At 48.4% G+C, this 12,552-nt stretch carries 12 protein-coding genes; 6 read left to right on the top strand and 6 right to left on the bottom strand.

Features of this window, described 5'->3' with window-relative positions; genetic code table 11:
- The first annotated feature begins 109 nt into the window (after positions 1-109).
- Positions 110-721: a 2OG-Fe(II) oxygenase gene (locus tag JYJ62_RS09750; RefSeq protein ID WP_205342016.1), complete on the top strand. Its 612-nt coding sequence runs from the start codon at positions 110-112 to the stop codon at positions 719-721.
- Between the two features lie 60 nt (positions 722-781).
- On the opposite strand, the gene serA is transcribed toward JYJ62_RS09750, so the two are convergent.
- On the bottom strand, positions 782-2,011 hold the full coding sequence (serA, locus tag JYJ62_RS09745; protein ID WP_205342015.1) for a phosphoglycerate dehydrogenase: 1,230 nt from the start codon (positions 2,009-2,011) through the stop codon (positions 782-784).
- Positions 2,012-2,217: 206 nt separating this feature from the next.
- Here serA and JYJ62_RS09740 point away from each other — a divergent pair, with 206 nt between their 5' ends.
- From JYJ62_RS09740 to JYJ62_RS09720, 5 genes are all read left to right on the top strand, one after another.
- A complete protein-coding gene (locus JYJ62_RS09740) occupies positions 2,218-3,612 on the top strand; it encodes an FAD-binding oxidoreductase (RefSeq protein ID WP_205342014.1) in 1,395 nt (464 codons plus the stop codon).
- Between the two features lie 55 nt (positions 3,613-3,667).
- Positions 3,668-4,342 (top strand): fumarylacetoacetate hydrolase family protein, encoded by a 675-nt coding sequence (locus tag JYJ62_RS09735; RefSeq protein ID WP_205342013.1) that lies wholly within the window; start codon positions 3,668-3,670, stop codon positions 4,340-4,342.
- Positions 4,343-4,344: 2 nt separating this feature from the next.
- Complete coding sequence (mutM, locus tag JYJ62_RS09730; protein ID WP_205342012.1) at positions 4,345-5,160, top strand: bifunctional DNA-formamidopyrimidine glycosylase/DNA-(apurinic or apyrimidinic site) lyase; 816 nt, start codon at positions 4,345-4,347, stop codon at positions 5,158-5,160.
- A gap of 118 nt (positions 5,161-5,278) precedes the next feature.
- On the top strand, positions 5,279-5,617 hold the full coding sequence (locus JYJ62_RS09725; protein WP_205342011.1) for a multidrug transporter: 339 nt from the start codon (positions 5,279-5,281) through the stop codon (positions 5,615-5,617).
- 233 nt (positions 5,618-5,850) lie between these two features.
- Positions 5,851-7,719, top strand: a complete 1,869-nt coding sequence (locus tag JYJ62_RS09720; protein ID WP_205342010.1) for a Na/Pi cotransporter family protein — start codon at positions 5,851-5,853, stop codon at positions 7,717-7,719.
- 5 nt (positions 7,720-7,724) lie between these two features.
- Here the strand turns inward: JYJ62_RS09720 and ggt are convergent, their stop codons facing one another.
- The 5 genes from ggt to JYJ62_RS09695 form a co-directional block, all read right to left on the bottom strand.
- Positions 7,725-9,395, bottom strand: coding sequence for a gamma-glutamyltransferase (gene ggt / locus JYJ62_RS09715; protein WP_420042834.1), 1,671 nt, complete (start codon positions 9,393-9,395; stop codon positions 7,725-7,727).
- 8 nt (positions 9,396-9,403) lie between these two features.
- The gene (locus JYJ62_RS09710; protein ID WP_022966930.1) at positions 9,404-9,655 is read right to left on the bottom strand and encodes a YfhL family 4Fe-4S dicluster ferredoxin; all 252 of its coding nucleotides are present in this window, start codon (positions 9,653-9,655) and stop codon (positions 9,404-9,406) included.
- Between the two features lie 107 nt (positions 9,656-9,762).
- Positions 9,763-10,242, bottom strand: a complete 480-nt coding sequence (gene coaD / locus JYJ62_RS09705; RefSeq protein ID WP_205342008.1) for a pantetheine-phosphate adenylyltransferase — start codon at positions 10,240-10,242, stop codon at positions 9,763-9,765.
- Positions 10,243-10,483: 241 nt separating this feature from the next.
- Positions 10,484-11,932 (bottom strand): aspartate kinase, encoded by a 1,449-nt coding sequence (locus JYJ62_RS09700; RefSeq protein WP_205342007.1) that lies wholly within the window; start codon positions 11,930-11,932, stop codon positions 10,484-10,486.
- Positions 11,933-12,117: 185 nt separating this feature from the next.
- A complete protein-coding gene (locus tag JYJ62_RS09695; protein WP_205342006.1) occupies positions 12,118-12,498 on the bottom strand; it encodes an ectoine synthase in 381 nt (126 codons plus the stop codon).
- Between the last annotated feature and the right edge of the window lie 54 nt (positions 12,499-12,552).

The following is a 12,552-nucleotide window of genomic DNA, read 5'->3' as shown; positions in this document are numbered from 1 at the left end:
GCTAGCCCAATACAGCATATTATGCATCAAATGCATGCCGATATGCTGGGGTAACCCTCACTAAGCAGCGTACAAAACGTACATCATAAGCTCTTGACTTGGGTTAACTATGAATACACTACCAATCGCACCATTGTTTGCGCGTATTGTTGATGATTTGGCCACGCACGGTTGGTCTCAGCAAACTATTTTTATTCCTACTGATCTGACAACAGAACTGGCTAAAGAGTGCCATAAACGTGCGCAATGCGGTGAATTAGAACCGGCAGCTATAGGTCGGGGCGAAGCAAAAATTGTACATGAGAATATCCGCGGCGATCATATTCAATGGTTAGAGGCTGGAGATCATCATGCTGTCGACCGTTACTTAGCGTTAATTGAGCAATTGCGTGTAGCAATCAATCAAACCTTATTTTTAGGGTTAGAGGATTTTGAAAGTCATTTTGCTCTCTATCCGCCAGGTGCCTTTTATGCCAAGCATCTGGACCGTTTTCGTGATGATGACCGACGTGTAGTCAGTTGTGTGGCCTATTTAAATGAGCAGTGGTTACCCGGGCAGGGTGGTGAATTGCGTATGTATTTAGAGGATGAACGGATCTATGATGTGGCGCCGCAAGCGGGCACCTTGATGGTGTTTATGTCAGCGCAATGGCCGCATGAAGTATTGCCGGCAACCCGTGATCGCTTATCGATTACCGGCTGGTTTCGTCGCCGAGCTTAGTGGATGGGCATTAAAAAAGGGAAGCTTAAGCTTCCCTTTCGATCACACAGCGCGCAGTACTTAGTACAAAATACGGCAACGCATGGTGCCTTCCACTTCTTGCAGCTTGCTTAATGCCAGCTCAGAGTGAGCTGCATCAATATCAATCACCACATAACCAACCGTTTCGTTAGTCCGTAAGAACTGACCGGAAACGTTGATTTTGTTGTCAGCAAACACTTTGTTAATCGCGCCCATCACACCAGGGATATTCTGGTGGATGTGCAGGATACGATGCTTGCCTGGGTGAGATGGCAGTGCCATTTCTGGGAAGTTAACAGACGATACGGAGGTACCGTTATCACTGTACTTAACCAGTTTTTCCGCAACTTCCAGACCAATGTTAGCTTGCGCTTCTTGGGTTGAGCCACCGATGTGCGGGGTTAGAATCACGTTGTCGTAGCCGCGCAGAGGGCTTTCAAACTCTTCGCCATTGGCACGCGGCTCAACTGGGAATACGTCAATTGCTGCGCCAAGTAGATGCTTGTCTTTGATGGCTTCAGCCAGTGCTTCAATAACCACTACAGTACCGCGTGCAGCGTTCATTAAAATACTGCCTTTTTTCATGGTGCGAATTTCTTTCTCACCAATCATCCACTCAGTGGATGGTAGCTCTGGGACGTGTAAAGACACCACGTCAGACATCGCCAACAACTCATTCAGGGTTGCAACCTGAGTGGCATTGCCCAATGGCAGTTTGGTGACTACGTCGTAGTAGTAGACATCCATACCGAGCGCTTCAGCCAGTACTGAGAACTGCGTACCGATAGAGCCGTAACCGATAATGCCAAGCTTTTTGCCACGGATTTCAAATGAATCGGTAGCGCTTTTCATCCAGCCGCCACGATGACTCGCTGCGTTACGCTCTGGAATGCCACGAATCAGCATAATAGCTTGCGCTAATACCAGTTCAGCGACCGAGCGAGTGTTGGAGTAGGGTGCGTTAAACACAGCAATCCCACGCTCACGTGCGGCATTGAGGTCGACTTGGTTGGTACCAATGCAGAAACAACCGATAGCAATCAGTTTCTGTGCGCATTCAAGAACGTCTTCCGTCAATTGAGTGCGCGAACGGATGCCTATAAAATGGGCATCGGCGATTTTTTCTTTTAATTCTGCTTCTGGTAGTGCGCCGGTAATATACTCAATATTGGTATATCCAGCCGCATGCAGTGTATCTACTGCGTTCTGGTGAACACCTTCAAGAAGAAGAAAACGGATTTTGCTTTTATCAAGCGATGTTTTACTCATCTGCGTAGACCTGTTGTCCTAATGTGAATGGCAAGTTGACGGACAGTGAGAACTGACCGGAACGGCAAAAAATAAAGCCGGCCCGGGAATCGGCGTGAGGCGCGACTAGCGGGACGCCCATGCTACCATAAGCAACAGAAAAAACAGCCAGCCTTATGACGTGAAGAGTCTTCAGGCAGACCATGAACAGTGTGAGAGTTCCTAAAATGACCGATCTTGCCCTTATAGAAGAGCTAAAAACCCTTGTTGATGCCGGTAAAGTACTGACGGATGCAGATTCATTAGATGCTTATGGTAAAGACTGGACGAAGCACTTTGCCCCAGCGCCGATTGCGATTGTGTTTCCGAAAACTACTGAGCACGTTCAAGCCATTGTGCGTTGGGCCAATCACTATAAGGTTGCCTTAGTGCCTTCAGGCGGGCGTACTGGTTTATCAGCGGGCGCGGTAGCGGCCAACGGTGAAGTGGTGGTGTCCTTTGATAATATGAATCAAATATTAGCCTTTAATGACATGGATCGTACTGTGGTCTGCCAGCCAGGTGTCGTCACCCAACAGCTACAAATGTTTGCTGAAGACAAAGGTTTGTACTATCCCGTGGACTTCGCGTCCGCTGGTTCCAGCCAGATTGGCGGTAATATCGGTACCAACGCTGGCGGTATTAAAGTGATTCGCTATGGCATGACCCGTAACTGGGTGGCCGGTATGAAAGTGGTCACCGGTAAAGGTGATCTGCTTGAATTGAATAAAGATTTAATCAAAAACGCTACCGGTTACGATTTACGCCAGCTATTTATTGGTGCAGAAGGCACTTTAGGTTTTGTTGTCGAGGCGACCATGCGTTTAGATCGGGCGCCGAAAAATCTAACCGCCTTAGTCTTGGGTGTGCCTGATTTTGATTCGATTATGCCTGTACTGCATGCTTTCCAAAATACTCTAGATCTAACTGCCTTTGAGTTTTTCTCAGACAAAGCTTTGGCTAAAGTCTTGGCGCGTGGTGATGTACCTGCGCCGTTCGAAACTGATTGCGCGTTTTATGCGTTGCTTGAATTTGAAGCAATCAGTGATGAAATCGCCGAACGTGCACTGACTACTTTTGAGCATTGCGTCGAGCAGGGCTGGGTGTTGGACGGGGTGATGAGTCAAAGCGAGCAGCAGTTAGAAAACCTATGGAAGCTGCGCGAATATATCTCTGAAACTATCGCGCATTGGACACCCTACAAAAACGATATCTCGGTGACTGTTGGTCAAGTACCGGCATTTTTACGTGATATTGATGACATTGTTGCGAAAAACTACCCTGATTTTGAAGTGGTATGGTTTGGTCATATCGGTGACGGTAATCTGCATCTCAATATTCTTAAGCCGGATAATCTCAGCAAAGATGAGTTTTTCGCCCAGTGTGCTGTGGTTAACCAGTGGGTTTTTGAAACGGTGCAGAAGTACAATGGCTCCATCTCGGCTGAGCATGGTGTGGGTATGACTAAACGTGACTATCTGCATTACAGTCGTTCTGTGGAAGAAATTGCTTATATGCAGGCGGTTAAGGCTATTTTTGATCCAAATGGCATTATGAATCCGGGTAAGATTTTTCCGGTTTAATGGTCGGGTGGACTGTTATCGTAGTTCGCTGCTTCTCGCTATCTAAGGGTTTTTTATGAGCTATCAACATCAATATATCGACGGTACGCGGATTCATTTTCCAGTGGGTAAAGTGGTTTGCGTGGGACGTAACTATGCTGCGCACGCGAAAGAACTGAATAATCCAGTGCCAACTGAGCCGCTGTTGTTTATTAAACCGAGCAGCTGTGTGGTTTCGCCCGAAGGCGGTTTTAGTATTCCGCATGATCGCGGTGCGGTGCATTATGAAATTGAAATTGCGGTCTTGATTGGTAAGCCGTTATCGCGACAGCCTAGCGAAGAAGAAACCTTGGATGCGATTTCAGGTTTTGCACCGGCCTTGGATTTAACCTTGCGTGATGTGCAAGAGCGTTTGAAAGAGAAAAGCTGGCCGTGGGAAGTCGCGAAGTCTTTTGATGGCGCTTGCGTATTAGCGCCGTTCGTTGCTGGTTCGACGATTAACGATACGGCCGATATTGATGTGCGTTTGACTATTAATGGTGAAGTACGCCAAGACAGCAACAGCCGTGAAATGCTCTATCCAGTGCTGCCGTTGATTCAGCATATCGCTGGACAGTTTGCACTGCAGCCGGGTGATGTGGTGTTGACCGGAACGCCAGCAGGAGTGGGACCACTGCAAGAAGGTGATGAGCTGGTGATGGAGTTGCCGGGGCACACGACCTTTAGTACCTTTGTATTAAAGCGTAACTGATCGTGCCTGAGCTTCCAGAAGTTGAAACCACGCGCCGCGGTATTGCCCCTCATTTGATTGGGCAACGGGTGCAGCGTGTGGTGGTGCGTAATTCACGTTTGCGTTGGCCGATTCCTGAGGACTTGGACATACGTTTATCTGGACAGACTATTGTCAGTGTGGAGCGTCGTGCCAAGTACCTGCTGATAGGCGCCGAGGTAGGCACCTTAATCAGTCACTTGGGCATGTCTGGTAGCTTGCGGATTGTTGAATTTGGCACGCCAGTGGCTAAACATGACCATGTTGATATTGAGCTTGAGTCAGGTTTGGTCTTGCGTTACACCGATCCCCGCCGCTTTGGCGCGATGCTCTGGAGTACAGAGCCTCCTTTGCAGCATAAACTGCTACTAAAGCTGGGTCCTGAGCCCTTGTTAGATGATTTTACTGTAGATCATCTGTACGAGCGCTCGCGTGCTCGCAGTATGCCGATTAAACCCTTTATTATGGATAACGCGGTGGTTGTTGGTGTCGGTAATATTTATGCCAGTGAAGCTTTATTTGCTGCAGGGATTGATCCACGTCGCGAAGCAGGCAGTGTCTCAAAAGCGTGCTATGCCAACTTGACCGTCGAGATTAAACGTATTTTAGCGGCAGCCATTGAGCAGGGTGGCACCACACTGCGTGACTTTGTCGGCGGTGATGGTAAACCTGGTTATTTTCAACAGAAACTGTTTGTCTATGGCCGAGCCGGACAGCCCTGTTTATGCTGTGGCAGTGAGTTAAAAGACGTCAAGCTCGGGCAACGTGCCAGCGTGTACTGTGCTAAATGTCAGCGGTAACTTGAAAACGAGTGCAAAACTATTTTTTGCCAGTGGCTTAACCAGAGCCGTATTGATCAACCTTAGATTGCTGTATAAGTCTGTATTATTGAATAAAATCTGCTGAAGGATAGCTATTATGAATATGTTTCGAGTGATTGCTGCAATGTTAGCCCTATCTATGAGTTTGGTAAGCGTACCTGTGTCTGCTGCCAATACCAATGCCAGCGGCAATCCAGTCTATGAAGTGGAAGCACCTGAGGCTTACGCGATGGTTGCCGATCTCGTTATTGCCCGACCATTACTGATTGCAGCAACCATCATTGGTGCCGGTTTGTTTGTGGTGGCCTTACCCTTTACTGCACTCAGTGGCAGTGTTGATCGCGCCGGTAAAGCGCTGGTGGTCGAACCGGGTCGAGCCGCATTTGTACGCTGTCTTGGCTGTGTCAAAGAGGGCTTTAATGTCGAGGACAACTGATTCTATAGCGCTGAGCTGATCAGCACACCTCAGCCTTCGAGGATATTTTTTGCTGGGCTAGCGGTGCGCAATACTCTGCCGTCCACATCGTGCCAGGCGGACTTGCGGTGTTGTGCAAGACATTCTATTCACGTGATAGTTTGTCGTACCTCTAGGTGAGCGCAGTGCGAGTAATAGGCTGTGTGTATTGAGCCTCCTCTGTTTTTAATAATTGTCTGCGCTTTGGTGAGTGTATGGGTAAGCTTAAGTCGTTTCTATTACCGATATTAGCGTTGATTATTTTGGCTGTCAGCTTTTGGTACAGCGCTGGCTGGTTGCAGTTGTGTGCCGGTTTGGCTTTATTCTTATTTGGTATGCAATGCCTTGAAGAAGGCCTGAAACAACTGGCCGGCGGTCGTTTAGAGCAGCTTTTAGAGCGCAGTACGGCAACACCGTTTAAAGGTTTCTTATTTGGTGTTGGTGGCACCATGGTGCTGCAGTCCACCACCTTAATGTCATTGTTGACCATTGCCTTTATCAGTACCGGCCTGATTCAGTTGGCGGGCGGTATCTCGATTTTACTGGGCATTAACTTAGGTACCAGTGGCGGGATGTGGTTACTTGCCGCGGCCGGACAAAATTTTAGCTTAAGCCCGATTGCACTGCCTTTATTGGTATTTGGTGTGCTGGCCGGATTTAATAAAACTAAAGGCAAAGGCATTAGCCGGATTATCTTAGGTATTGCCTTTATTTTCTTAGGTATTGACCAGATTAAAAGTGCCTTTGTGGAGTTTGGTAGCCACCTAGATGTTCTTGAGCAGGTGAGTCGTGGCTATTTAGGACAGCTACTTTTTTTGGGCATGGGTATCCTGTTAACTGCCATGCTGATGTCCAGTCATGCCACTTTAATGTTGATTCTAGCGGCTTTAGCTGCCGGTCAGTTAGAGTTATGGCAAGGGATGTCCATGGCCATTGGTGGCAGTGTGGGCAGCAGCTTAAATGTGGCTGTGATGGGCTGGCTGGGTGGTAATCGTGGTGGTCAACGTCTGGCCACTGTGCATGTAATGTTTAATGTGGTGACGGGCTTAACTACTTTTTTACTGTTGACACCATTGATGTGGTTGGTGCAGTGGATTATGAGTGGTTTGGGTGTTGGCGATAACAGTTTGTTGCAGCTGGCAATGTTTCAAACCGTGTTTAATATTATCGGTGTGCTGGTATTTTGGCCTTGGCAGCGCTACTTAGAAGTTTGGTTGTGCCGGTTTTTACCCGATCGTGCTGAACCCAGTGTCTTGATTGTAGAGACTCAAACGGGGCAGAGCGCGGTTGTTGAGCAACGTGTACTGCCGGAAACCCGCGCACGTTATTTAAGTGATGCGGCGTTGGCTTCGGTGGATACCGCTTCGCGCGCAGTCGTGCAAGAGTTACAGCATTTAGGCCGCTTAAGTTTAGAAGTGATTTGTCATGCCCTGTATCAACCGGTTGAGCAATTATCCAGCATACGAGTGGATGAAGCGCGCTTAGACGCACGCCCGAATGACACTGAATGCTTGGATGCCGAAGAGCTGTATCAGCGTCATATCAAAGGTGTGTATTCGGATTTGCTGGGCTTTATGAGTCGTCTTGATGTGACGATGGATGAAGAGCATCAAAAGTTTTGGATGACCTGCCAAGTGGTGGCTTTGCAGCTGGTGGATGCAGTTAAAGACGCCAAGCATTTACAGAAAAATCTGGGTCGTTATTTGCGTGATGAGCACTCCTTTGTCCATAACCATTACTTGGACTTGCGCCGCCATGTGCTTTGGGTATTACGGCAAGTACGTGAGATCGGGCGATTAGATTTGCCGGATGATGTTTGGAGGAGTCGCTTGGACTGGATGGAAGGGCAGGCAGCTAAGTTTGATGCAGATTTCCGTCACCGTATTTTCAGTGAAGTGCGTAAGCAGCAATTGGATAATATGCAGGCCAGCTCGTTAATGAATGACTTGGGCTATGCCAGTCGTATTACGCAAAGCTTACGCAATGTCATGCAGTTGGGCTTGGTGGGTGAAAATGAACTGTTGCGCGAAGTACGTCGCTTGGGCGGTGACGATGATGATTTTCCGTTGATTCAGCTGCGCTAGCAGGACTAGTGGCTGAGACTGACGCCTTGCCCACGAGGATCACTGGCGGCCGCGCTCTGACCTGAGTCTTTCTGCCACCACAGCACTTGCTGATTACCGTAGTTACGGGTTAACTCTTCTAGTGCGTGGCCTTTTTTCTGTAAGCGCTGTTGCTGCTCTAAGGTTAAAGCGCCCGGTTCAAAACCTAGGACATCGGGTAAATACTGATGATGCACGCGTGGGCTGGCCACCCATTGATTAGGTGTTTGGCCGTCTAAATATTCCAGCATCGACAATACGTTCATGCTCGGAATACGGCTACCACCGGGTGTACCAAAGGCGGCGAAATCATTAGGACCCTCTAAGAAACTGGGGCTCATTGACGACAGCGGTCGTTTGCCGGCTTGCACTTTATTAGCCACGCTTGCGCTCAGACCATAGGCATTACTGCCTTCTAAATCGGCAGCAAAGTCATCCATTTCATCGTTGAGTAACACACCGGTACCGGGCACGGTAAAGGCTGCGCCAAACATCATGTTTAATGACAAAGTAGCCGCCACGGCATTGCCTTGCTGGTCGAGCACAGCAAAATGCGTGGTGTGGTCACCTTCATGTAGCGCTGGACTGGGTGCTAGGCTGGCGCTAGGGGTCGCTTGATCGACACGGATGCTGTCGGCCATTTGCACAATATGTTGACGCGCGAGTAGTGTCTGGACGGGGTTATCAATAAAGTCAGGATCGCCAAGTAAACCGCGATCGCGGTAGGCGCGTCTAAAGACTTCGGCAAGATAGTGCGCGCGTTGTGCCGGTTCAGCTTGTTGCCACGGCAAGCGTTGCAACATCAATAAGCTTTGCGCAATGGCAATACCGCCCGCGGAGGGCGGCGGCGCGCTAATCAATTGACGCTGTTCAGCTAGTGAGACAATGAGTGGTGCGCGCCACTTAACGCTATAGTCGGTCAAATCTTTCAATGCCCAAATACCGCCGGCATTTTGTACGGCGTTGACTAATTTTTCAGCGAAGGGGCCTTGATAAAAGCTACGACCACCCTGTTGCGCTAGCATACTCAAGGTTGCTGCTAATTCAGGCTGGCGCAGTATCCAACCCTGCTGGGGGATCACCTGTTGATGCAGAAATAAACGCGCTGACTCTGGGTCATTTTGTAACGCAGCTAAACGCCAGCCCGCACGTTCTTGATAGACCGCATCAATGGCAAAACCATTACGTGCTAAGGCAATCGCCGGTGCAAGATTGTCTGCTAGCGAGAGTTTGGCATGACGCTGACTCAGCGCATCGAGTGCTGCCGGTATGCCAGGAATGGCAGCAGCCAGCGCACCATCAAGTGACAGCGTTGGCTCAATAACACCATCAACGCGGTAGAGGTTGGTATGCGCCGCCAAAGGCGCACGTTCGCGGGCATCAAGAAACTGATAATCAACACTTTTGCCGGTACGACGTAATAGATAAAAACCGCCGCCGCCTAAGCCAGAACCATATGGCTCAACAACCGCTAGAGCAGCAGTCACGGCGATAGCCGCATCAATGGCATTGCCACCTTGTTTGAGGATCTCAATCCCTACCGCACTGGCTAGAGGATGAGCGCTGCTGACATAGGCGCGCTGGGGTAGTTGCTCGGCAGAGGCAACCACCAACCAGCACAGGAGAACACTCAGTACAGCAGCTTGTAAGCGAGCCACGGCGCGAGTTAAGCCTGACCTGTGATGATTTTGTACTTTTCCATCAGCTCGTCTTTGCTTTCTACATTGTTTGCGTCTAATGGGATGCAATCGACAGGACAAACCTGCACACATTGTGGTTCATCGTAGTGGCCAACACACTCAGTACACAGGTTTGGATCAATTTCGTAGATCTCTTCACCTTGTGAAATAGCGCTGTTTGGGCATTCAGGTTCACAAACATCACAGTTGATGCAGTCATCCGTAATGATTAGCGACATGGAGCGACTCCTATTGAGCAGTAAGGGCACAATGATAATTGAATACCGTCATTGTGCCGCAATCTAAGCTTGCGCGCAGCATTAGCAAGACGAATGCTTGCTGTAAATCACTTTTTGAAGCGTTCTGCTAAAGCAAGGGACACCGAAGGATGAACAAATTCAGAAATATCACCATCCAAGGCAGCAATTTCGCGCACTAAAGTTGATGAAATAAAGGAATATTTTTCCGATGGGGTGAGAAATAAGCTTTCAACATCAGGTGCTAACTTGCGATTCATATTAGCCAGTTGAAACTCATATTCAAAGTCAGATACCGCACGTAAACCACGCATCAGGATGTTGGCATCTACTTCTTTAACGAAGTGCGCTAAGAGGTTATTAAAACCCAGTACTTCAACGTTAGGCAGGTGGGCCGTGACTTCTTTAGCTAAAGCCACACGCTGCTCTAAATCAAATAGAGGGTTTTTTTTCGGGCTGGCGGCCACGGCAATAATCACATGGTCAAAAATACGCGCAGCACGTTCAATTAGATCGCTGTGGCCACGGGTGATCGGGTCGAAGGTTCCCGGGTACAAAACACGATTCATTGCGACGTCCTTTAGGGCGTGAAAAAGTTGTGCAATCTTAACGCAGGCGCACAGCTAGCGCAAAAAGGATTATCGGCTGTCGCTGAGATCTACGCCGGTGCACTTGTATTTTAGAGCGTGTGACAAGATAGCGCTGTGTTCAATATGCTTAAAAGTAAGCACATTTGGTTTTACGGACATACATAATGACTCACAAGGATAGCCATCGACCCCTGCGGATACAGTGGTCGATGGTTGCTTATTAAGCTCTGGATGCTTCGGGGAAGACAATCACATCAGTGTAGTTTTCTGGTTCAATCAGCGCACGGTGTAAAGCAATAATTGCCGCATCGTAATCGCTTTCTTGCACCACTATCTGCATTTCCACCTGACGGATGGTTTGTTGCAACGCTTGAATACTGATGCCCGCATCCGCTAAGGCCGTCGCAGTTTTAGCCAGAATGCCTTTAACCTTCATGTTTGAGCCAATCGCCGAAACAATGGCTACGTTATGTACTGTCACTTCGGCACTGGAGTAGTGCTCTTCAATCATGCGTGCCGCGCGATTAATAATCTTGCGTGAACCTGCACAATAATAAGTAATGCTGTTGGCATCGCGAGACTTATTCACCACATACAACTTGAGCTGTTTGATAATGTTGGTGATTTCAGTGTCGTAGCTCATATCGCCAAGCATTTCTTGGTCGAATACTTCGATGCCGAACATATCTTTACGGCCCGCAATAATCTCGACGCGCGGCGTCGCGCTGGCATAATCTTGGCTGATCAGCGTTCCCGCATGTTCTGGCTCAAAAGCGTTTTTGATGCGCAGTTCAACCCCAGCACGGCGTAAGGTTTTGCCGGCGCGCGGGTGAATCGCTTCCATACCGAGGTTAGACAGCTGATCGGCAACGTCGTAGTTGGTCATACCCAAAGTCACCACTTTATCGGCGCCTACTAAGTTTGGATCTGCAGTGCTGAGGTGAAATTCTTTGTGAATAATGGCTTCTTTGGCCCCAGTTGCCGCAGCAATTTGGGCAAAGGTGATTTCGGTATAACCACGATCAAAGGTATTCATCAAGCCTTCGGTGCAATGGGTGTAACCTGGAGCAATTACCAACTCTTTGCTGAAGTCGATATCTTTAAAATGATGCACGATCATGTCGGCAAAAGGCAGCGGTGTTGCCGCTTGCCAACCGGTTAGATCAGCAAAGCGTGCGTTAACACCTCTGAGCTTCAATGCCAGCACGGTATTGAAGGCACTGTGCGCTTCACCTAGAGAGGCGAGCATTTCACGTACTTTCATCAAGTGTTCGGTCAGCTGAAAATGACCGAAGTTACACAGTTGGTGCAAGCTGTGCATGACGTCTGCGCAGTCATCAATACGGCTATTAATAAACTGATTGGCTTGCTCTAAAGCATGCGTGCTCTCAGTAAAAATTTCCGCATTTTTTGCCAGCATAGCCTCACGTACTTTTTCGAGAGGCTCTTGCCATGCTTCTTCACCACTGGCTTCGGCAAAGCGCTGATAGACGCCTGCTTGCCCCGTTTTTTTGTGTTCCAGTAAATCGTTGGTCATGCCGCTATAGGCAGATACCACAAAAATACGTTGGTACAGGCCGTGTTTAGGATGTTCAGTTAAGAAGATGTTATCTAAAACGTCCTTGAAGCAGCTCATTGAAGTGCCGCCAATTTTCTCTACGGTATGCATGAATGCGCGTCCGTTATCAATAAGTTAATCAAGAAGAATGGGGTTTGCGCAGACTGCGCTGCCCATATAGTTGAGTGTCGCCACCAAGCGTGTAGGTGGCACGGACACTCGAAGTGTAATGTAAGCGGCGTCAGAATGACTATAGAGCCGCTTAGATTTTTCACGCTGAATACACAAAACTGAGCTTAGAGTGGGTAAACACCATTCTCATCGTGTACTTCTTTACCATTAAGCGGTGGGTTAAACACGCAAGCCATTTTCATGTCTTCGCTACCACCACGTAATAAGTGTTCATCGTGCTTATCTAGGATATATAAAGTACCAGCTTCGATGGGGTAGATCTTGCCGTCTTTTAGCGTTTCAATCTCACCATTACCGCTCATGCAATACACTGACTCAAGGTGGTTTTGATACCAGATATGAGTTTCAGTGTTGGCATAGATAGTCGTGATGTGAAATGAGAAGCCCATATTGTCTTCTTTTAGCAGCATACGCGTACTTTCCCACGTTTTTGTGACAACGCGACGATCACTGTTTTCTGCTTCTTTAAGGGTACGAACAATCATTAAAAACTCCTGCGGGTGCTGCTGACTATTAATAGTGGCAGCAGCACTTATAAA

The sequence above is a fragment of the Denitrificimonas caeni genome (assembly GCF_905120345.1).
In the GTDB taxonomy this organism is placed as follows: Bacteria; Pseudomonadota; Gammaproteobacteria; order Pseudomonadales; family Pseudomonadaceae; genus Denitrificimonas; species Denitrificimonas caeni_A.
This window is presented reverse-complemented; position numbering and strand designations above follow the sequence as displayed.